14 protein-coding genes are annotated in these 22,797 nt (G+C 66.8%); 11 read left to right on the forward strand and 3 right to left on the reverse strand.

Annotated features, from left to right (window positions below; all coding sequences use genetic code 11):
- Positions 1-169 precede the first annotated feature (169 nt).
- On the reverse strand, positions 170-1,162 hold the full coding sequence (locus DFQ59_RS17115; protein WP_114280945.1) for an HpcH/HpaI aldolase/citrate lyase family protein: 993 nt from the start codon (positions 1,160-1,162) through the stop codon (positions 170-172).
- Positions 1,163-1,587: 425 nt separating this feature from the next.
- On the opposite strand from DFQ59_RS17115, the gene DFQ59_RS17120 reads away from it, so the two are divergent.
- The 10 genes from DFQ59_RS17120 to DFQ59_RS17165 all read left to right on the forward strand — a co-directional run bounded on the left by DFQ59_RS17120 (position 1,588) and on the right by DFQ59_RS17165 (position 19,511).
- Positions 1,588-2,709 (forward strand): HpcH/HpaI aldolase/citrate lyase family protein, encoded by a 1,122-nt coding sequence (locus tag DFQ59_RS17120; protein ID WP_114280946.1) that lies wholly within the window; start codon positions 1,588-1,590, stop codon positions 2,707-2,709.
- 8 nt (positions 2,710-2,717) lie between these two features.
- Positions 2,718-4,343, forward strand: a complete 1,626-nt coding sequence (locus DFQ59_RS17125; RefSeq protein ID WP_114280966.1) for an acetate--CoA ligase — start codon at positions 2,718-2,720, stop codon at positions 4,341-4,343.
- Positions 4,340-5,275 carry an HpcH/HpaI aldolase/citrate lyase family protein gene (locus DFQ59_RS17130; RefSeq protein ID WP_114280947.1) on the forward strand — a complete coding sequence of 312 codons (936 nt, stop codon included), beginning with the start codon at positions 4,340-4,342 and terminating at the stop codon, positions 5,273-5,275. Before DFQ59_RS17125 ends, DFQ59_RS17130 begins: the two co-directional genes overlap by 4 nt.
- Positions 5,276-5,392: 117 nt before the next feature.
- Entirely contained in the window at positions 5,393-6,460 is a 1,068-nt protein-coding gene (locus DFQ59_RS17135; RefSeq protein WP_114280948.1) for a MaoC family dehydratase, read from the forward strand.
- Positions 6,461-6,692: 232 nt separating this feature from the next.
- On the forward strand, positions 6,693-8,789 hold the full coding sequence (gene pta, locus DFQ59_RS17140) for a phosphate acetyltransferase (protein ID WP_114280967.1): 2,097 nt from the start codon (positions 6,693-6,695) through the stop codon (positions 8,787-8,789).
- Entirely contained in the window at positions 8,786-9,979 is a 1,194-nt protein-coding gene (locus DFQ59_RS17145; protein ID WP_114280949.1) for an acetate/propionate family kinase, read from the forward strand. Before pta ends, DFQ59_RS17145 begins: the two co-directional genes overlap by 4 nt.
- A 149-nt stretch (positions 9,980-10,128) precedes the next feature.
- Positions 10,129-10,755 carry a Rieske 2Fe-2S domain-containing protein gene (locus DFQ59_RS17150; RefSeq protein WP_114280950.1) on the forward strand — a complete coding sequence of 209 codons (627 nt, stop codon included), beginning with the start codon at positions 10,129-10,131 and terminating at the stop codon, positions 10,753-10,755.
- Between the two features lie 76 nt (positions 10,756-10,831).
- Entirely contained in the window at positions 10,832-11,938 is a 1,107-nt protein-coding gene (locus DFQ59_RS17155; protein ID WP_114280951.1) for a response regulator, read from the forward strand.
- Between the two features lie 49 nt (positions 11,939-11,987).
- Positions 11,988-18,725 carry a PAS domain S-box protein gene (locus tag DFQ59_RS20335; RefSeq protein ID WP_114280952.1) on the forward strand — a complete coding sequence of 2,246 codons (6,738 nt, stop codon included), beginning with the start codon at positions 11,988-11,990 and terminating at the stop codon, positions 18,723-18,725.
- 159 nt (positions 18,726-18,884) lie between these two features.
- Positions 18,885-19,511: a DUF502 domain-containing protein gene (locus tag DFQ59_RS17165; RefSeq protein WP_114280953.1), complete on the forward strand. Its 627-nt coding sequence runs from the start codon at positions 18,885-18,887 to the stop codon at positions 19,509-19,511.
- 118 nt (positions 19,512-19,629) lie between these two features.
- On the opposite strand, the gene rpoS is transcribed toward DFQ59_RS17165, so the two are convergent.
- Together rpoS and DFQ59_RS17175 are read right to left on the reverse strand one after the other, a co-directional pair.
- The gene (gene rpoS / locus DFQ59_RS17170; protein WP_114280954.1) at positions 19,630-20,511 is read right to left on the reverse strand and encodes an RNA polymerase sigma factor RpoS; all 882 of its coding nucleotides are present in this window, start codon (positions 20,509-20,511) and stop codon (positions 19,630-19,632) included.
- Positions 20,512-20,706: 195 nt separating this feature from the next.
- Positions 20,707-21,213, reverse strand: a complete 507-nt coding sequence (locus DFQ59_RS17175) for a bacteriohemerythrin (RefSeq protein ID WP_147275280.1) — start codon at positions 21,211-21,213, stop codon at positions 20,707-20,709.
- A gap of 828 nt (positions 21,214-22,041) precedes the next feature.
- On the opposite strand from DFQ59_RS17175, the gene DFQ59_RS17180 reads away from it, so the two are divergent.
- The gene (locus tag DFQ59_RS17180; RefSeq protein ID WP_245937306.1) at positions 22,042-22,725 is read left to right on the forward strand and encodes a response regulator transcription factor; all 684 of its coding nucleotides are present in this window, start codon (positions 22,042-22,044) and stop codon (positions 22,723-22,725) included.
- Positions 22,726-22,797 lie beyond the last annotated feature (72 nt).

Genomic DNA, 22,797 nt, shown 5'->3' on the forward strand with positions numbered 1-22,797 from the left:
GTTCAGTGTTCAGTGCATGATCTCCCGGTCTCCGTGGCGCAGGGTAGCTGCCGGCGGTCGCTGATCCGTGAAATCTCTTCGTGGTGGTTGCTTCGTGTCCTTCGTGCCTTCGTGGTGAATCCGGAAAGGCGGCCGCACACCCTGGCCGCCCTTCCGGTCCGTCGCGCCCTCAGGCGAAGAAGCGCCGCTCGGCCTCGGCCGGCATCGGGATGCCGGTGACCCGGGCCTTGCGCAGCAGATCCCAGAAGTAGCGGTAGGTGGCGCGGTCGTGGAGCTCGCCCTTGTACTGGATCGGGCCCCAGGAGACATCCTGGGCCGCCATCAGGATGTTGGCCGCGTCCTCCACCTCGCCGTAGTCGGGCTTCATGGCGTCCACGATGGGCTGGATCTGCGCCGGGTAGATGCTCCACATGCGCATGAAGCCGAACTCGTTGCGGGCGCGGGAGGCGTCCTGGTAGGTGGTGTAGGGGTTCTTGAGGTCCAGGGTCACGTTGTGGGCGGGCACCACGCCGTTGGCGAGCGCCGCGGCCACCACCTCGGCCTTGGCCCGCCGCAGCAGCTCGTGGTCGAACTGACCGGGGCTGCGCATGGCGGCGGCGGGAATGGCGCCATGGTGGCCGGAGACGAAGTCCATGAGGCCGAAATCGAGCACCTGCACCCAGGGGGTGGCGGCGATGGCCTGCACGTCGCGCAGCGCGCCGTGGGTCTCGATCAGCGCGTGCAGCGGGATTTCGCGCTTGATGCCGTTGCGGGCGGCCACCGCCTGGATGTACTCCACCATCTCGCGCAGGTGGTTGACGTCGGTGGTCTTGGGGATGGTGATGTAGGCGGTCACCTCGCCGAGCCCCTCCACCAGGATGTCCACGTCCTGCTTCCAGGCCGGGTGGCTGTAGTCGTGGATGCGCACGCCGGCCATCCTGAACTTGTTCCCGGCGCTGTTCTGCACCTGCACGATCATCTCGGCATGCTCGCGCTCCTTGCCCGCCGGGGCGCCGTCCTCGCAGTCGCAGGTGATGTCGAAGATGGGTCCGAGCTTCTCCTGCAGGGCCAGCGCCTTCTGGATCAGCTTCTCACTGCCGGCGAAGTGCTCGCAGGCGGCGATGATGGGAAAGGGCTTCTCGCCGCCGAACAGGGCCTCACTGGGGTGTACCGCTTCGGTCATGATACGTGTCTCCTCCGCTCCGGGGGTTGCTCCCGGAATATCGATCCGAGCCGGCGCCACCGTCCCCTCGCGGGCGGTGGCGCCGGTGCCGGCAGGCTGAACGGTTTGATGCATAGCACAAAAAACCGGCTCAATGGAAGTCCCGCCGCGACTTTCCCGTGCCCCCGGGCGGGCCATCGCCTGCTCCGGGCCACACATATAACCAGTTGTTAATATTTCAATTAACCGACCGCCCAGCGCTTACGCTTGCATCCGGGAGGGCGTTGGTCAATGATAACCGCTCCGCTGTTGCGATGCAGCATTTTCTTGACTACCATCCTCAGCTATCGAGGCAGGCAGGTGGGCGGCCTCCCCCGCGAACAACAACGACAGGGGCGGAGGAACAGCGTACCGCCTACACTGATGCGACACAGGGGAAGAATACGATGTACCAGACGGCGTACCTCACCGACGTGACCGACGAGGCCGTTCTGGGCGATTTCTGGCCGGGCATACAGCTCTACTACCCGCCGGTGAAGTACTCCCCGGCGGCAGGCGTCTACGAGGACCTCGAGACGGCCTCGCAGCGCATGAAGAAGCATGCCCACGCCACCAACGCCCACACGCTGCTGTTCGACCTGGAGGACGGCTGCCGGCAGAAGGCGCTGAGCCGCGAGCTGCTGCGCCAGGAGCTGCCGCAGTTCCCGCGCTCGGACGTGCAGATCGCCGTGCGCATCAACCCGTTCCGCACCGACGAGTACGAGAAGGACCTGGCCATGGTCCGCGATCTCGCCGATCACGTCGACGTGATCGTGCTGGCCAAGGCGGGCGAGGCCTACGGGGCCGCCGAGATCCGCGATCTCTCGGCCTGGCTCGAGGGCGTGAACAGCCGCATCACCATCCAACCCATCATCGAGCACCCCAAGTCGCTCAAGCTGGCCCCGGAGCTGATGCAGTACAGCACGGTGAAACACGTGGTGTTCGGCATCCACGACTTCTCCAAGGCCATGGCCATCCACATCACCCCGGAGGGCTGGACCCAGGAGCTGAAGACCTACCTGGACCTGCTGCTGTTCGAGGCGCGCATCCAGGGCAAGGGGGTAATCGGGGGCGTGGAGGTGCTCATCAACGAGACTCCCATGCCGGAGGATTTCGTGGAGATTCACGACGTGCGCCGCTGGCTCGACCTCCACGGCGAGACCGAGTCCCACGTGGTCTACCGCCACGCCTGCCACGAGGCGGCCATGGGGCTCACCGGCAAGCAGGTGATCCACCCCAACCACATCCACCTGTGCAAGGTGGCCTTCACCCCCGCGCCCAGCCAGGTCCAGCGCAACATCTCCATCCTGCGCGCGGCGGTGGAAGCCGACGCCCTGCTCGGCGGCGCCATTCGCTTCGAGGGCGAGATGCTCGACCCGCCCATGTTCGGCAAGGCCCTGCAGGGGCTGCTGCGGGCCCGGGCCCTGCGCGCGCTCAGCCAGGAGGACACCCAGTTCGCCCTGGACATCCTGAAGCAGCTGCCGATGCAGGTCATCCGGGAAAACTGGCCATACGGGACACTGCTCTGATGACGACCATGAACAGACCGCAATTCGAAGAGTGGACCTGGGAGGTCCCCGAGTACTTCAACATCGGCGTGGCCTGCAGCGACCGCCACCTGGGCACGCCGACGGAGTCCGCCACGGCGATGATCGTGGAGGACGACCAGCTCGGCACCGGCACCTGCACCTTCCGGGAGCTCGCCGCCGCCACCTCGCGCTTCGCCCAGCTGCTGCGCAATCTCGGCGTGGAGACCGGCGAGCGGGTGCTGATCCGGCTGCCCAACTCGCTGGCCTACCCCACCGCCTTCCTCGGCGCCATGAAGCGCGGCGCCATCGCCGTGCCCACCTCCACCCTGCTGGTGGCCGAGGAGGTGCAGTACCTGGCGGAGGATTCCGGCGCCGCGGTGCTGGTGACCCACAAGACCATGTGGCCCTCGCTGCGGGATAAGCTGGAGGACGCCGGCAGCCTGCGCCACGTGATCCTGTCCGGCCCGGGCGAGATGCCCGTCAGCGACCGCCTGGCGCTCCATGACCTGGACGCCGGACTGGCCGCCATCGACCGCTGGGAGCCGCCCCACGCCTCCCGCGCCGATGATCCCGCCTACCTGGTCTACACCTCCGGCACCACCGGCCACCCGAAGGGGGTGCTGCACGCCCACCGCGCCCTCATCGGCCGCCTGCCCGCCAGCCGCTACTGGTTCGACTTCCGGGACGGCGACCGCATCATGCACTCGGGCAAGTTCAACTGGACCTACGTGCTCGGCTCGGGCCTGATGGACCCCCTCTACCACGGCATGACCGTCATCGTGCACGAGGGGAAGAACGACGCCCATACCTGGCCGCGGCTGATCAGGAAGCACGGCTGCACCATCTTCATCGGCGTGCCCACCATCTACCGCCAGATCATCCAGAAGACCGACTACTCGAAGGCCGACGTGCCGACGCTGCGCCACTGCATGAGCGCCGGCGAGCACCTCTCCGACGAGATGCTGCTGGCCTGGCGCGAGCGCTTCGGGATGGATGTCTACGAGGCCATCGGCATGTCGGAGATCTCCTACTACATCTCCCAGAACAAGGGCATGCCCATCCGCCCCGGCGCGGCGGGCTTTCCGCAGCCGGGCCACGACGTGCGCCTGCTGGACGCGGAGTTCAACGAGGTGCCCCAGGGCGAGGAGGGCATGATCGCCATCCGCGAGACCGACCCGGGGCTGTTCATCGAGTACTGGAACCTGCCCGGGGAGACCGCCAAGGTGCGCCGCAACGGCTGGTTCCTGACCGGCGACTACGCGCGCCTGGACGAGGACGGCTACATCTGGTTCCTGGGCCGCCGCGACGACATCATCAACACCTTCGGCTTCCGCGTCTCGCCCCACGAGGTGGAGCGGGTGATGAAGACCCACCCCCAGGTGGCCGACTGCGTGGCCATCGGCCAGGACATCGGGCGTGACAAGACCCTGGTGGCGGCCTGCGTGATCCTCGCCCCCGGGGCGAAGGTGGACGCCGAGGCGCTGCTGGCCTTCGGCGAGCAGCACCTGGCAGGCTACAAGCGCCCCAAGCTGGTGCACATCCTCGAGGACTACCCGCGCACCAAGAACGGCAAGGTGATCCGCGGCAAGCTCAAGCAGATGCTCGAGGCGCGGACGGCGGAGAGCGCAAGATGAGCCCCCTGAACCCCAACTTCCCGAAAGTCCGCCCGCGCCGGACCATGCTCTACGTCTCCGGCGACAACCCGCGGCACCTGGAGAAGTCCCGCGAGCTGCCCGCCGACGCCCTGGTGTTCGACCTGCACGAGTCGACCGCCATGGAGCACAAGGCCCGTGCCCGCGACAACGTGGTGGCGGCCGTGGCGGCCGGCAACTTCATCGGCCAGGAGCTGGTGGTGCGCCCCAACCCGCTCAACAGCGAGCGGCTGGCCGAGGATCTCGACGCCATCGCCGCACTGCCCATCGACGCGGTGCTGTTCTCCGGCATCAACACCCGCGCCGACATGCTCAAGGCGGTGGCCATGCTCGACGCCGCCGGCGGCGAGCGGCTGCCGGTGATGATCATGGTGGAGTCGCCGCTGGCGGTGATGCACCTGGAGGAGATACTGACCGCCACCCGGCGCCTGTCCTGCGTGGTGGTGAGCACGGCCAACCTGTGCAACGGCCTGCGCATCAACGTCACGCCCGATCGCACCGGCCTGCTCACCATCCTCTCGCTGGTGGTGCTCGCGGCCCGGGCCCACAACGTCGGGGTCATCGACGGGGCGCACGTGGAGGTCAACGACGCCAAGGGCTGCGAGTTCGCCTGCCGCCAGGCGCGCGATCTGGGCTTCGACGGCAAGGCCGTCATCCACCCCGTGCAGCTGCCCTACACCAACGACACCTTCACCCCCAAGCCGAAGGAGGTGGAGAAGAAGCGCGCCATCATCACGGCCATGCAGGACGCCGAGGCCGAGGGGCGCCCCTATGCCGTGCTCGACGGCCGGCTGCTGCAGCCGGTGGAGCTCGAAGCCGCCCAGCGCTGCATCGCCATGTTCGAGGCCATCGAGGAGCGGGAGCAGGCCTTCAACCTCTGCCCGGGCATCTACTGCTCCACCCAGCAGGGCTGAGCCGGATCGCGCGCCACGGGGAAGGCCCCGCCCCGACGGGCTGCGCGGCCGCCCCCGATGGCTGATACACCCGCCGGCGCCGTCACGCCGGCCGGGGCCGAGAGACGAGGGAACCACATGTCGAAACAGTTCCAGGGCAATTTCTTCGAGGACTTCCGGCTCGGCCAGACGCTGAGGCACGGCACGCCGCGCACGATCACCGACGGGGACGCGGCGCTCTACATCGCGCTCACCGGCAGCCGCTTCCTGCTCCACTGCGCGACCCCGGCCGCCCACGCCATGGGCCTGCGCGAGAAGAACGTGGACGACCTGCTGGCCTTCCACGTGGCCTTCGGCAAGACCGTGCCCGAGGTCTCCCTCAACGCCGTGGCCAACCTCGGCTATGCCGACGTGCGCTTCCTGCGCCCGGTCTACGTGGGCGACACCCTCAGCGCCGAGAGCACCGTCATCGGCCTGAAGGAGAACTCCAGCGGCAGGAACGGCAACGTCTACGTGCGCTCCACCGCCTGCAACCAGTACGGCGAGGAGGTGCTCTCCTGGATCCGCTGGGTGATGGTGCACAAGAGGGATCCGGCCAGCCCGGCACCGGAGACGGTGCTGCCGGAGCTGCCCGATCACGTGAGCGTGGATCGCCTGCCGATCCCCGCGGGGCTGGACGCCGCCGACTTCGACACCACCCTCACCGCCTCCCCCCACCTGTGGGAGGACTACGGCGTGGGCGAGCGCATCGACCACATCAACGGCATGACCGTGGACGAGTCGGACCACACGCTGGCCACCAAGCTCTACCAGAACAACGCCCGGGTCCACTTCGAGGCGCACATGATGAGCGGCTCGCGCTTCGGCCGGCGGCTCATGTACGGCGGCCACGTCATCTCCGTGTGCCGGGCGCTCTCCTACAACGGCCTGGCCAACGCCATCGGCATCGCCGCCATCAACGGCGGCGCCCACTGCAACCCGAGCTTCGCCGGCGACACCTTCTACGCCTGGAGCGAAATCGCCGACAAGTGGGAGCTCCCGGGGCGCGCCGACCTGGGCGCCCTGCGCGTGCGCACCTACGGGGTCAAGAACATGGACACCCGCGAGCTCGGCTCGCCGAAGGTTGAGGTCGAGGGGAAGAGCCGCTACCACGAAAGCGTGGTGCTGGACCTGGACTACACTGTGCTGATGCCGCGCCGCGGCTGAATCTCCGGGCGCCGGTCCCGGGGCGCATCCGGCGCCCGCCCCGGCCGCAACGACCGCGGGCGGGGAGCGTCACAACACGGTCGCCGTGATGCGCTAAGCTGTGTGACGGTTTCAAGGGCCTTCCACGGGCCGGGAAACACCCGACCGCGGCACCCGCTCCCGAATACCGGACAACACCGTCGCCTGGCACTCTTCCCGGCGGAACCGAACGATTTTCCAGCGAGGTCCTATGCTGCACAGCCTGTATATCGCCGGGGCGGAGCCCGGCAGTGGCAAGTCCATCGTGGTCCTGGGGATGATGGAGAACCTCACCGCCACGGTGGAACGGGTCGGATTCTTCCGCCCCATCATCCCCCGCGACGGCGTGCACGATCCCCTCCTCCACCTGGTCAGCGGCCGCTACGAGCTGCCCGCGGGCGCGGAGGCGCTCTATGGCTGCACCGAGGATGTCGCCCGCCACTACCTGACCCACGGCGACTACGACGGCCTGCTGAAGCTCATCCTGCACAAGTACAAGGCGCTGGAGGAGTGCTGCGACCTGGTGGTCTGCGCCGGCACCGACTACTCCCGCGTCACCTCGGCCCTGGAGCTGGATTTCAACGCCGACCTGGCCAACAACTTCGGCTGCCTGCTGATGCCGGTCATCAAGGGCTTCGAGCGCAACGGCGAGGAGATAGCCGATGCCGTGCAGGTGCTGGAGGAGACCCTGGAGGACCGCGGCTGCGAACTGCTCGCCACCGTGGTCAACCGCGTGGACCCCGGCCGCATCGAAACGGTCTGCGGGCACCTGAAGCAGACCCTGAAGAGCGGAATTCCCTGCTTCCTGCTGCCCGAGCACCCCTCGCTGGAGAAGCCCACCGTGGGCGAAATCGCCCGCACCCTCGACGCCCGGGTGCTCACCGGCGACGCCGACGCCCTGAACCACGAGGTGCTCGCCTACAAGGTGGCGGCGATGGAAGTGCCCGACTTCCTCGACTACGTGGAGGAGGGCAGCCTCATCATCACCCCCGGCGACCGCTCCGACATCATCCTCGGCTCCATCACCGCCGACGTCTCCAGCAACTACCCGAAGATCGCCGGGCTGCTGCTGAGCGGCGGGCAGGTGCCGGCCCCCCAGGTGCAGCGGCTGCTGGGGGGGCTCAACCACAACGCCATCGCCCTGCTCAGCGTCACCACCGACACCTTCACCACGGCGCTCAACGTCTCCGCCGTGGAGGGCACCATCCTCCCCGGCGACAACCGCAAGATCGCCGCCGCGCTCGGCATCTTCGAGAAGAACGTGGATCTCGGCGTGCTGCAGCAGCGCATCTCCGCCGACCACACCCGGCGCATCACGCCGCTGGTGTTCGAGTACGAGCTTATCCAGCGCGCCCGCTCGAGACGCATGCACATCGTCCTGCCCGAGGGCACCGACGAGCGCGTCCTGCGGGCGGCGGAGATCCTGCAGCTGCGCGGGGTCTGCGAGCTCACCCTGCTGGGCGACCCGGGGAAGATCGGCCAGCGCGTCGCCACCCTCGGCCTGAAGCTCGAGGGGGTGAACATCGTCGATCCCCAGACCTCCGACCGCCGCCCCGCCTACGCCCAGGCCTACTACGAGCTGCGCCGGCACAAGGGCATCTCCAAGGAGCTGGCCTTCGACACCCTGGCCGACGTGAGCTACTTCGGCACCCTGATGGTGGCCCACGGCGACGCCGACGGCATGGTCTCCGGCGCGGCCCATACCACCCAGCACACCATCCGCCCGGCCTTCGAGGTGATCCGCACCGTGCCCGGCACCTCGCTGGTCTCCAGCGTCTTCTTCATGTGCCTGGAGGACCGGGTGCTGGTCTACGGCGACTGCGCGGTGAATCCCAACCCCAACGCCGAGCAGCTCGCCGACATCGCCGTCAGCTCCGCCAACACCGCGGCCATGTTCGGCATCGAGCCGCGGGTGGCGATGCTCTCCTACTCCACCGGCGAGTCGGGCAAGGGCGCCGACGTGGAGAAGGTGCGCGAGGCGGTCGCCATCGCCCACAGCCGCCGCCCCGACCTGATGCTGGAGGGGCCCATCCAGTACGACGCCGCCGTCGACGCCGGCGTGGCCCGCTCCAAGCTGCCCGACAGCCGGGTGGCCGGCCACGCCACGGTGTTCGTCTTCCCCGATCTGAACACCGGCAACAACACCTACAAGGCGGTGCAGCGCTCCGCCGGGGCGGTGGCCATCGGGCCGGTCCTGCAGGGGCTGAACAAGCCGGTGAACGATCTCAGCCGCGGCTGCACCGTGACCGACATCGTCAACACCGTGGCCATCACCTGCATCCAGGCCCAGGCCAGCGGAGGCGAACGATGAGAATCCTGGTCCTCAACTCCGGCTCCTCCTCCATCAAGTACCGGCTGTTCCGGATGGAGGACGAGGCCCAGCTGGCCGAGGGCCACGTGGACCGCATCGGCGAGCCCGAGGGGCTGCTGGTGCACCGCGCCGAGGGCGCCGAGCCGGTGCGCGAGACCCGCCCGGTGCGCGACCATGGCGAGGGGCTGCGGGACATCCTCGCCGCCCTGGTGGCCAACGGGGCGCTGGCCGACACCGCCGACCTGGGCGCCATCGGCCACCGCGTGGTCCACGGCGGCGAGGAGTTCACCACGGCGGTGCGGGTGGACGAGGCCGTGATGCGCACCATTAGCGAGCTGGTGCCCCTGGCGCCGCTGCACAATCCGCCCAACCTGCACGGCATCGAGGAGGCGCGCCGCGCCTTCCCCGCCACGCCCCAGGTGGCCGTGTTCGACACCGCCTTCCACCAGAGCATCCCGCCCCACGCCTACCACTACGCCCTGCCCCGCAGCGCCTACACCGATCACCACGTGCGCCGCTACGGCTTCCACGGCACCTCCCACCGCTACGTGGCCCGGCGCGCCGCGCAGCACCTGGGCCGCCCGCTGGAGGCGCTGAACCTGATCACCCTGCACCTGGGCAACGGCGCCAGCGCCACGGCCATCGCCGCGGGGCGCAGCGTGGACACCTCCATGGGCATGACCCCGCTGGAGGGGCTGGTGATGGGCACCCGCAGCGGCGACGTGGACCCGGCGGTGAACTTCTACCTGCAGCGCGCCACCGGCATGAGCCCGGCGGAGATGGAGAACGTGCTCATCCGCGAGAGCGGCCTGAAGGGGCTGTGCGGGGCGAACGACATGCGCGAGGTGCACCGCCTCGCCGCGGCCGGCTACGCCGACGCCCGGCTGGCGCTGGAGGTCTTCTGCTACCGCATCCGCAAGTACCTGGGCGCCTACTACGCCGTGCTCGGGCGGGTGGACGCGGTCGTCTTCACCGGCGGCATCGGCGAGAACGATCACACGGTGCGCAGCTGCAGCTGCGGCGGCCTGGAGCGGCTCGGCATCCGCCTCGACCCGGAGCGCAATGCCGCCCCCTGCCGCGACGTGCTGGAGGTCTCCGCTGCCAACAGCGAGGTGAAGGTGTTCGCCATCCGCACCAACGAGGAGCTGGAAATCGCCCGCCAGACCCTGGTCTGCCTCGGGCAGAGCTAGCTCCATCGCCCCATCCCTTCCTCCCGGCCGTCCTGCCTGCCACGGCCTCCCCGAAGTGCGGGTCGTGGCGGTGGCCTGTCGGTCACCCGTGCCGGTACAGGGTCGGCTACTATGGTGGAGAACTCACCCGCAACACCGAGGAGATGCCGATGAGCGATGCGTTGAACTACCTGGTCAAGGCCCGGCCCGAGGCCATGGGCGCCTACTTCAAGTTCCTCAAGGGGGCCGGCGACCACCTGGACGTGAGGACCCGCGACCTCATCTCGGTCATCACCAAGGTGGCGGTGCAGACCGAGGGGGGCTTCCGGCAGTACCTCACCCGGGCGCTGCGCAACGGCGCCAGCCCCGACGAGGTGATCGACGCCCTGCTCATGGCCTTCCCCGTGCTGGGGCTGGCCAGGATCGTCTGGGCCGCCGATATCCTGCTGGAGATGGATATCCCCGAGTTCCGCCCCGAGAACCTGGGGGTGGAGCCCTCCTGGCACGACATCGCGCCCATGGCGGCGGTGACGGACGGCGAGGTCACCTTCCACGAGGCCGACGGGCGCCACCTGTTCGTCTGGCGCGACGGCGAGGAGCTGCGGGTCTACGACAGCCGCTGCCCGCACCAGGTCACGGACATCCCCCACCTGGCCCTGGAAGGCCGCCGCCTCACCTGCCCCAGGCACCACTGGGCCTTCGACATCGAAACCGGCGAGTGCGTGGCCGTCGGCAACCGGCCCCTGCGCAGGTTCAAGCACCAGGTGGTTGAGGGGCGGCTGCACGGCTGGTGGTGACCCGAGGCAACCGGGCGGCGGGAGCGGAAAGATGCTTTAATAACTTATAAAACCGCTAAGGAATAAGAGGACGAAGATGGATGCTTTCTCCTCCGGCACCTCGTCCACACTGCTGGTGGTGGATGACGTCCCCCAGAACCTGAGCATCATGGGAGATCTGCTGCAGAACGCGGGCTACCGTGTGCGGGTAGCGAACTCGGGCCGCAGCGCGCTGCGGTATGCCGCCCTGGAGCCCGTTCCCGATCTCATCCTGCTGGACGTCATGATGCCGGAGATGGATGGCTACGCGGTCCTGGAGCAGCTGCGCCGGGAGCCGCTCACCCGGGACATCCCGATCATCTTTCTCACCGCCCTGAACGATGCCCGCGACGAGGAGCACGGCCTCGGGCTCGGGGCGGCCGACTACATCACCAAGCCCATCCAGCCGACCGTGGTGCTGGCCCGGGTCCGCACCCAGCTGCAGGCCAAGCTGGCGCGGGACTGGCTGCACGACCAGAACGCCGCCCTCGAAGCCGAGGTGGCACGGCGCATGGCCGAGAACGAGCTGATCCAGACGGTCGGCATCCGGGCCCTGGCCCACCTGGCCGAGATCCGCGACACGGAGACCGGCAACCACATCCTGCGCACCCAGGGCTACGTCCAGGCCCTCGCCACGCGGCTGCGGACCCATCCCCGCTTCGCCGCCGCCCTCACCGACCACGCCATCAGGCTGCTGGCCCGTTCCGCCCCGCTCCACGACATCGGCAAGGTGGGCATCCCCGACGCCATCCTGCTGAAACCCGGCCCCCTCACCCCGGATGAGTGGACCGTCATGAAAACCCACGCCGAGCTCGGGGCCCGGGCCATCGAACATGCCGAGCGGGACATCGACCAGCCGGTGGAATTCCTCTCCCTGGCCAAGGAGATCGCCCACTGGCACCACGAGCGCTGGGACGGCACCGGCTACCCGGATGGCCTGGCCGGCGACGCCATACCCCTCTCCGCCCGGCTCATGGCCCTGGCCGATGTCTTCGACGCCCTCATCTCGCCCCGGGTCTACAAACCGCCGATACCCTTCGCCGAGGCCCGCGGGATCATCGTGGACGGACGCGGCCTGCACTTCGACCCGGACGTGGTGGACGCATTTCTCGCCATCTACGACGAGTTCGTCGCCATCGCCGCCCGCTACAGCGACAACGGCTGAACCCGGGTGATCGTCGCCCGCGGAGTCAACTGCCCATAGTCAACTGCCCATGAAGAACCAGCCCCCGATCCCGCCACCCGACCCGCCGTCGCCGCACACCCCGTTCCGCATCCTGACGGTCGTCCTGCTCTACGCCATCTTCGCCGCCCTGTGGATTCTGCTCTCCGACAAGGCGCTGGAGTGGGCCTTAGGCGCTCCGGGCCCGGTCACCCTCGTCAGCACCCTCAAGGGCTGGCTGTTCGTTCTCGTCACCTCGCTGCTGCTGTACGGACTGATGCGGCGCCTCCTGGGACCCGCCGCGGCGGCTGACCGGCAGCGGGAGAGCCTGCGGCCCCAGCGCCTGCCCCTGGCACTGATATTCGCCTCCATCGCCTTCCTGACGGCGGGCAGCATCACCCTCTCGTTCAATCAACAGAAACATGCCGAGCTGGCCCGGCTGCAGGCGATCGCCGACCTCAAGACGCGCCAGATCGGGGACTGGCTGCAGGAACGGTTCGCCGATGCGAACATCCTGCACGGCAGCCGGATCTATTCCGATCTCTACCAGCGCTGGCGCACGGATGACGACACCAGCAGCCGCGACCTGCTGCTGAGCCGGCTCACGAGCTACAGCAGGCTGAACGGCTTCGGAGATGTCCTGCTGCTGGACCCGCAGGCCGAGCCGCTGTGGGACTCGGGGGGCGGAACGCTGGCCATCGGGCCGATCCTGCGCACCGCCGCCCTCGATGCCATCGACGCCAACCGGCTCCGCCTCCTGGGTCCCTACCGGGACGGGACCGGTCGCGTGCACCTGGATTTCGTTGTCCCCCTGCCGGCGGTGGCTGGACAGCCCGGACCCATCATCGTTCTCCACGCCAACCCGGGGGACTACCTGTACCCGCTCCTGCAGCGCTGGCCCGTCCCCAGCACCACCGCCGAGACCCTGCTGTTCCGGCGGGACGGTGACGATGTGCTGTTCCTGAACGAATTGCGCCACCAGCAGGACACCGCGGCGAAGCTGCGGGTATCGGTCAAGAAGAAGAGGCTGCTGGCCGCCCAGGCGTTGCGGGGGGATGTCAGCCTGGGCAGCCTGGTGGAGGGCGTGGACTACCGGGGCGAGCCGGGCATGGGCGTGGTCCGGGGCATTCCCGGGACCGACTGGTACCTGGTGGCCAAGATCGACCGCGCAGAGCTCTACGCCGGGATGGAGCGGGAGCTGTTCTGGACGGGACTGGCTGGGCTCCTGGCCCTGTTCGCCGCGGCGGTCGGCGCCTTTCTCTTCCGCGAGCACCAGGCGCTCGCCCTCTCCCTGCGGGAGCGCGAAGCCCAGCGGGAGAAGCTGCGCGCCCTGGAGCTGCTCGAATCCATCGCCTCGGGCTCCACCGACGCCATCTTCGCCAAGGATAGCGACGGGCGCTACATTCTCTACAACCGCGCGGCGGAAGAGGTTGCCGGGAAGCCACGGGAGCAGGCCCTCGGCCACAGAGACACGGATCTGTTTCCGGCCGGGCAGGCCGCGCGGATCATCGCTCAGGATCGGGAGGTGCTCACGGGCGGCCAGCCGGTCACCATCGAAGAAACCCTGACCACGGTGTCGGGCGAGGCCACCTTCCTGACCACCAAGGGACCGCTCCACGACGAGGCCGGCAACACCATCGGCCTGTTCGGCATCGCCCGCAACATCACGGAGCGCAAGCGGTCCGAGGCCTTCCTGCAGCGGGCCAACCGGGCGTTACGCACCCTCAGCGAATGCAACCAGGCCCTGGTCCGGGCTGAGAACGAGGAGGAGTTGCTCCACGCCACCTGTCGCATCGTCGTGGACTACGGCGGCTACCGCATGGCCTGGGTCGGCCTTGCGAAGACCGACCCGGAACGCACCGTACAGCCGGTCGCGGAGGCCGGCCAAGTGGGCGACTACCTCAAGTCGATCCATGTTTCCTGGGGCGACAACGAGAGGGGCCATGGCCCGACGGGCACCGCTATCCGCGAACGGCGCCCGGTGGTCAACAGGGACGTCCGGTCGGAACCCGGCTTTGAACCGTGGCGCGAGGCCGCACGGCAGCATGGGTATCTCTCCACCATCGCCCTGCCCATCCTGCCCGATGAAAGCCAGTGCATCGGGGCCCTGAACATCTACGCCGTGGAACCGGATGCCTTTGATGCGGAGGAAGTGGAACTCCTCACCGAGCTTTCCAGCGACCTGGCCTACGGTATCCGCGCCCTGCGCGAGCGCAGGGCGCGGCAGGCGGCGGAGGCGGCGCTGCAGGAGTCCGCGACGCGGCTCCACCACCTGCTCGAGGCGAGTCCCACCATCACCTACTCCCTGCGCGTCGCCGACGGCGCGCTGGTCCCCGGCGAGGTGAGCGACAACATCGAGCGGATAACCGGCCACACGCCGGCTGCCGCGCTGCAACCGGGCTGGTGGCAGAACCATATCCACCCGGAGGATCTGACCGCCGCCATGGCGGCCCGCAACCGGCTGCTGGAACAGGGCCACCTGGTCCATGAATACCGGTTTGCCCGCGGCGACGGCCACTATATCTGGATCAACGACGAACTGCGCCTCATCAATGACGCATCGGGCCAGCCGGTGGAGGTGGTCGGGGCCTGGACCGACATCACCGCCCGGAAGCAGGCGACGGCGGAGCTGCGCCGGCAGGAGCGGCTGCTGTCGGAGTCCCAGCGCATCGGACACATCGGCAGCTGGGAGCTGGATCTGGATAGCGGCAAGATCCACTGGACGGAGGAGACCTACCGGATCCATGGCGTCACCCCGGAAGCTTTCGGAGACACCCTGGATGAATTCCTGGCGCTGATCCACCCCGAGGATCGGAGCGCCATGCAATCCTGGATTGACGCGCTGCTGGCGCAGGAGGCACCGGGGGACCTGGAGTTCCGCACCGTCCACCCCGATGGCGGAATCCGGGTCATCAACGGTCGCGGCGTGCTGGAATGCGATGCCATGGGCAGGCCGATCCGCGCCGCAGGGACGGCACAGGACATCACCGATCTCAAGCGCGCCCAGGAGTCGCTGGAACGGGAGCGCGGCTTTCTCAAGACCCTGGTCCAGACCCTGCCCGATCTCGTCTGGCTGAAGGACGCCAACGGCTTTTTCCTCGCCTGCAACCCCCGTTTCGAATCCTTCTACGGCGCCACGGAGGCGGAGATCGTCGGCAAGAGCGACTACGACTTCGTTGACCGGGAGCTGGCCGACTTCTTCCGCGCGAAGGACCGCGCCGCCATCGCGGCCGGCGCTCCCCTGGTCAACGAGGAGGAAGTCACCTTCGCCGACGGCCACCGGGAGCTGCTGGAGACCATCAAGACCCCCATGCACGACGGGCAGGGGCAGCTCATCGGCGTCCTGGGCATCGCCCGGGATATTTCCGCAGCCCGCCGGGTCCAGGAGGCATTGCGTCAGGAACGGGACCGCAATCAGTACTATCTCGATACCATGCAGACCCTCATGGTGGCCCTCGACGCGGAGGGCCGCATCACCATGATCAACCGCAAGAGCCGCGAGTTGCTGGGCTACAGCGAACAGGAGCTGCTGGGCCGCAACTGGTTCGAGACCTGCATGCCCCAGCCGTTGGGCATGGCAGAGATCTACCCCGAATTCCGCCAGTACATCGATGGCGCCCTCTGTCCGGCGGAGTACTTCGAAACCCGACTGCAGTGCCGCGACGGGACCCTGCGGCTGATCGCCTGGCACAACGCGCTTCTCACCGACGGGGAGGGCACCATCAGGGGCGTGCTCTACTCGGGCGAGGATTACACCGAGCGCCGGGCGGTGGAAGTGGCGCTGCGGGAGAAGGATGCCCTGCTGCGGGAGATGAGCGCCATCGCCCACATCGGCGCCTGGGAGTTCGATCCGGAGACCGGCAGCGGCACCTGGACCGACGAGGTTGCCCGGATTCACGAAACCGATCCGGGGCAGGAGACCAGCATCGACCGCGGGCTCGCATTCTTCCACGGCGAATGGCGGGAGACAATCGAAACGGCCATCCACGATGCCATCGGGTCGGGCACCCCCTACGACCTGGAGCTGGAACTGGTAACAGCCACCGGGAAGCGCAAGTGGGTCCGCACCATCGGCATCCCGGTCCGCCAGGACGGGCGTACCGTGAAGGTGCACGGCACCCTGCAGGACATCACCGGGCGCAAGCAGGCGGAGCTGGCCCTGCGGGAAAGCGAGGCGCAGATCCGCCTGCTGCTGGAATCCACCGCCGAGGCCATCTACGGGGTGGACCTGGAGGGTATCTGCACCTTCGTCAATCCCGCCTGCCTGCGGATGCTGGGCTATGACCGGGAGGAGGAACTGCTCGGTCGGGAAATCCATGAACTTATCCATCATTCCCATGCCGACGGTTCACCCTACCCGGCCCTGGAGTGCCGCGCCTACAACGCCTACCAGACCCGGGAGGGCGTGCACGTGGACGACGAGGTGTTCTGGCGCCGGGACGGCACCTCCCTACCGGTCGAATACTGGGCCTACCCCATCCATCGTGGTGGCGATGTGGTGGGTGCCGTCGTCGCCTGGCTCGACATCAGCGAGCGCCGCCAGGCCGAGGAGCAGCTGCGCAAGCTCTCCCTGGCCGTGGAGCAGAGTCCGGAGAGCATCGTCATTACCAACCTCGACGCGGAGATCGAGTACGTCAACGAGGCTTTCATCCGTACCACGGGCTACAGCCGCGCGGAGGTGCTGGGCGAGAATCCCCGCATCCTCCACTCGGACAGGACACCGCGGCCGACATACGAGGGGCTCTGGGAGGCGCTGACCCATGGCCGCACCTGGAAGGGGGAGTTCCTCAACCGGCGCAAGGACGGGAGCGAATACGTGGAGTTCGCCATCATCACGCCCATCCGGCAGCCGGACGGGCGCATCACCCACTACGTGGCGGTGAAGGAGGACATCACCGAGAAGAAGCGCATCGGGGAGGAGCTGGATCGACACCGCCACCACCTGGAAGAGCTGGTGGCGACCCGCACCGCCGAGCTGGCCGAGGCCAAGGAGGCGGCGGAGACCGCCAACCGGGCCAAGAGCGCGTTCCTGGCCAACATGAGCCACGAGATCCGCACACCCATGAACGCCATCATCGGGCTCACCCACCTGATGCAGGGCCGTGTCGCGGAACCCGAGCAGGCAGCACGGCTGAGGAAGATCGACACCGCCGCCGGCCACCTGCTCTCCATCATCAACGACATCCTCGATCTCTCCAAGATCGAGGCCGGCCGGCTGGAGCTGGAACAGACCGATTTCGCCCTCGGGACCGTACTGGATCATGTCCGTTCGCTCATCGCCGAACCGGCCCGGAGCAAGGGACTGACCATCGTGGTTGATACCGACGCCGCCCCGCTCTGGCTGCGGGGCGACCCCACCCGGCTGCGCCAGGCCCTGCTCAACTTTGCCGGCAACGCCGTCAAGTTCACCGAGCGGGGAACGATCACGCTGCGCGCGCGCCTCCTGGAGGAGACCGGAGGGCGGTTCCTGCTGCGCTTCGAGGTGCAGGACACGGGAATCGGCATTCCCGCAGAAAACCTGGCGCGTCTGTTCGAGCCCTTCGAACAGGCTGACGCCTCGACGACGCGCAGGTATGGCGGGACTGGGCTGGGGCTGGCCATTACCCGTCGCCTGGCGGAGATGATGGGAGGTGAAGTAGGCGCAAAGAGCAAGCCGGGACATGGCAGTACTTTCTGGTTCACCGCCCGGTTCAACCAGGGCCGTGCGGTCGGCACGACCCTGTCGCCCACCCCCGGGGACGATGTCGAGAACTTGCTGCGCCGTCACCACGCCGGTGCCCGCCTGCTGCTGGCGGAAGACAACGCCATCAACCGGGAGGTGGCCCTGGAACTCCTGCACGACGCGGGCCTGGCCGTCGAGACGGCGGCAAACGGCATGGAAGCCGTGGCCCGGGTCCGATCCAACAACTATGACCTGGTCCTGATGGACATGCAGATGCCCGAGATGAACGGCCTGGAGGCCACCCGGACCATCCGGGCCCTGCCGGGACGGGAAACGCTCCCCATCCTTGCTCTGACCGCCAACGTTTTCAACGAGGACCGCCAGGCCTGCCTGGAAGCGGGAATGAACGACTTCATCGCCAAGCCGGTGGACCCCGGCACCCTCTACGCGGTCCTGCTCAAGTGGCTACCGGCCGCCGCGGGGGCCGTCGGCACAAGGGAACCCGAGGACACTGCCACGACTGATCCCGGGGAGCGCCTGAGCCGGATACCCGGCCTCGATTCCGCGCGCGGGCTGGCCCTGGTCGGCGGGAAGATGGAAAAATACGCCCGCTTGCTGGCCATGTTCGCCGACAGCCACCACGGGGATATCGGGCACCTCTCCGATCGGCTCGCGGCCAACGACCTGGCCGGCGTGGAGCAGCTCGCCCACGCCCTGAAAGGCTCCGCCGGCAACCTCGGCGCCATGGGCGTCTACTCAGCGGCCGAAGCGCTCCAGACGGCAATCCGCCAGGGGGCGGGGCGGGATGAGGCTCATCGCCGGCACGCCATCCTCGCCACCGAGCTGTCGGCCCTGATCGAATCCATCCGGAGCCAGTTGCCCGCGACACCACCCCCCACGATGGCGGCTGATCCCACGCATCTGGGCAAGGTTCTCCGGAAGTTGGCCAGGCTGCTGGAGACAGGCGACCTGGACGCCGGCAACCTGGCGCAGGAGGAGTCCGCTCTCCTGCGTGCCGGACTCGGCGCCACGGGCGATGACCTGCTGACCCGCATCGAGCTTTTCGACTACGAGGGCGCCTTCGAACTGCTCCAGACGCTCCAGGAGAGTGATGAAGCTGACGGCTGAGCGCGATGCAGCGGGGCATCAACGACCGCAACACCCCCCAGCAACCGGCGCCACCAGCCCCGCCCGCTCCCGCGGCGGTGAACCGTCCCGGTGCATAACCGGGCCCGTGCAGGCAAACTGTGCGGAATCAGAGCCGCTGACCAACCAGGGGAGCTTCGGATGCTGAGTTTCATTGGCAGGAACATCCTGACCGGACTGGTGACCATCCTGCCGGTCGCGCTGACCCTCTACCTCCTCTACTGGCTGGCGGTCACCGCCGAGTCGCTGCTGGGTGGCCTGATCCACCTGCTCCTGCCGGAGGCGCTCTATTGGCCCGGGATGGGCATCATCGCCGGGGTGGGCGTGCTGTTCGCCGTCGGGCTGCTGATGCACGCCTACGTGTTCCGGCAGCTGTTCGCCATGGGCGAGCAGCTTCTGTACCGGATGCCGCTGATCAAGTCCATCTACCGCTCCATCCGCGATTTCTTCGATTACTTCTCGCCCAGGGAGCAAAAGGAATTCCAGCAGGTCGTCGCGGTGACCATCGGCGACTCGGACATGGAACTCATCGGCTTCGTCACCCAGACGAGACCGGATCACCTGCCCGGGGATTTGCGGGGCGGTGACCGAATCATGGTCTACCTGCCCATGAGCTACATGATCGGCGGCTACGCCGTGCTGGTGCCCAGGAGCAGCGTCCGGCCGCTCGACATGAACATGGAGGAGGCCATGCGCTTCGCGCTGACGGCTGGGGTAACCGGCGCCGGCTCATCGAAAGGAGATAGAGAAAAATCCAAGGCCCGGTAGTGGACTGAACCGCTCTGCAGCATCAACCACACCAGCGACTCCCTGCGCCATGACGCCATCCCGGGCAGTTCGCCGACAGCGCGGGCGCCATCGTCCCGGCCCTGGCAGTGCAACAGGGTTACCTGAACAGGACATCACAGGTAATCCCCTGTCTCTCAAGGATCTCCCGCAATCTTCGGAGCGACTCCATCTGAATCTGTCGCACCCGCTCGCGGGTCAGGCCAATCGCTTTCCCCACCTCATCCAGGGTGGAGCTCTCGTATCCGCACAGACCATAGCGACGCTCCACCACTTCACGCTGCTTGTCGTTGAGCTCTGAAAGCCACTCCTCGACACCGGTTCGCATGTCTTCATTGAAAATGACGCCAATGGTATCGAATGGCGTATCGTCGGCTATCGAATCCAGCAGCGGTGTTTCCGAGTCGTTGCCACAGGTCGAGTCCAACGAAGTGACCTGCGTATCGAGCCGCAACATCCGCTCCACATCGATCGCAGGACGATCCAGGAGGCGTGCGATCTGTTCGGAATTGGGATCCTGCCCCATGACTTGAACCAGTTGTCGTGCCGCCCGCAGATAGACATTCAACTCCTTTACCACGTGGATCGGCAGTCGTATGGTGCGCGTCTGATTCATGATTCCACGCTCGATGGACTGCCGGATCCACCAGGTGGCGTAGGTGGAGAAGCGGAACCCTCGTTCGGGGTCGAACTTCTCAACAGCCCGCATCAGGCCAAGGTTCCCCTCCTCGACAAGGTCGAGCAGGTCCAGCCCGCGGTTCAGGTAGCGACGGGCTATTTTCACCACCAGTCGCAGATTACTCACTATCATGCGCCTGCGCGCATTCTCGTCACCGGCGAGGGCCTGGCGCGAGTAGCGGACCTCTTCCTCGGCGGTGAGAAGCGGCGAAAAGCCGATTTCGCTCAGGTACAGCTGGGTGGCGTCCAGACTTTCAGTGGATGCGTTACCGGACAGAAAATACTCCTCCCCTTGTTCCGGCATTCCTGTCCGACCGGCCGGGATACTGTCATGCCATTCATCATGTTCAATATCGGCAGTCACGTTGTTTTACCACGCGCACTTCCCTGGGACTCACGAATGCCCATGCCCCATTCATCAGCACTGCACCTGCATTCAATACGGCCACCTGCAGTAACCTGGACCAGGTATCCGGGCAGTTGGCACCGGGTACTCGATCTATTGATATCCTTCCTCAATGGTCTTCATCTTCCTGTAGTGGCGACCTATCTCATAGTCCGACCCGGAGAGGTGTCCAAGAAACCAGTGCTTCAGGGATTTGAGCGTCTCGCCACCAACAGGCTCCACTCCGCAGTTGCAGCTCCGCACCAGGATGGAAAGCTCTGCCGACAGCATCAGGTGTTCACGGCGATGCTCCGGCAACCCTTTGAATGCCAGCGCGAGCATAATCTCCTCTTCTGACTGGAAGTGGGCACGCGTTGCCTTGACAAGACGGTCCAGCAGGTGCGTGACCTCACGTTGCAAAGGATTACGCCCGTAGACACATTGCATGGCGGACAGTCGCGGGCAGGAATAGTACCGACCGGGTATCTCACCCTGCAGGTTGTTCATGTTCACAGCCTTATCGTAAAGGCGGTTCATGATTTCCGCGATCTCAAAATGCCAGCCATCAATCTCCGGTATGCCGATTATCAAGTTTTCCGGGATATCAATGAATTTATTCACCGGGAACTTTATTATGGAATCGGTGAACCACGTCCGATTTCCTGCATTGCCATGTCTGCCGCCGCGGCGATTCCCTATGCAACATGCAGTCACCGTGAACGCGGCGCAAGGCACGCCGGGATTCAGTGTCCGCCGGGACTGTTGCGCCTGTCTGCATCCAGTCCGGCCGGGCGGCAACGGCCTCTGCGTGCGGAGACATGCCGCCCCCGATTTGTGATCCGTACCTGCCGCAGTTCTGCCCGCAGCCGTTCCAGCCGTCTCTCCAGCAAGACACGCATCCTAATCTGGGAGGGTGAGCCGGAAGTACCTATCAATTCCAATACCGTCTCTGCACTGGCGATGAGCCGCTCAAGCTGCACGGCTCCACGCTGCGTGGTACGAGACTTGGCTATTTCGCGTTCTCCGCTTCCCATGCGATGCACTCCTTGAGGCGATACGTTTCTCCCGGCATCCCCTGCAGCCACCAGTTTTCCCCCGCCATGCGCGGCGTGGACGACAGATGACCATTCGGAAGGCATTGCCGGCATCAGGTATTGTGGAGAAACACCCCGGGCAAGCACATCGGGGATTCCCCCATTTTCATGAAGCTGCGGCGGTTCGGCGCCTGGCGCAACGGAGACGGAGCGGATTACGGTTTACACAGACCCACCGATATCCACTAAGATAGTCCCGGCGGCTGCCTGGACCAGGGAAGATGCAACCAAAGCAGATGTCCACTGTCGATAAAGACGACCGCCTGAAATTTCACCCGCTTCGATCCTCTCCCCGACACCAATGCGTATCTACCAGAGCATGGCCTGTTTGCACGCACCCGATGCAGGCACTTTCATGGAATATGACTTCACAATGAAGAAATCCGCATCCCGGTCGTCCCCAGGCCCATCCCGAATCCTGCTCATCGATGATCACCCCCTGGTCCGTGCCGGCCTAAGGGCTCTCATCGACCATGAACATGACTTGGCGGTGTGCGGTGAGGCGGCCGGTTCGGGGGAAGCCCTGAAGCTGGCGGACGACCTTGCTCCGGATGTGGCGATCGTGGACCTGTCCTTGACCGAGGGCAGCGGTCTGGAACTGATCAAGCGGCTGCACGCGCGACATCCGGCCACCCTGCTGCTGGTTTGCTCCATGCACGACGAATCGCTCTTCGCCGAGCGGGCACTGAAGGCGGGGGCACGTGGCTACATCAACAAGCAGGAGGCCACGAACAACGTCGTGGATGCCGTCCACCGGGTCCTGGAGGGGGGAATCTACCTGAGTGCCACCATGACCCAGCGCATGCGTCAAGCCGGTAATGCCGGCAGGCAGGCATCAGTCGGTGATCTGACCGATCGCGAACTTGAGGTGTTCGGCCTGATCGGGGAGGGTCTCGCCACTTCCCGGATCGCTGAACAACTCCATCTGAGCATCAAGACCGTGGAAAGTCACCGGGAAAAGATCAAGAAAAAGCTGAATCTCGCCACCGGCAGCGAGCTGGCTCGCTACGCGGTGCAGTGGACCCTCGAGCACGATTGAGACGCCCTGCCCGGGCGTCGCCGCCAGGCCAGGGAGCGGATCACCCACCGACCGCACTCGATCGCCCCAGGC

It is taken from the genome of Thioalbus denitrificans (assembly GCF_003337735.1).
Lineage (GTDB): Bacteria > Pseudomonadota > Gammaproteobacteria > DSM-26407 > DSM-26407 > Thioalbus > Thioalbus denitrificans.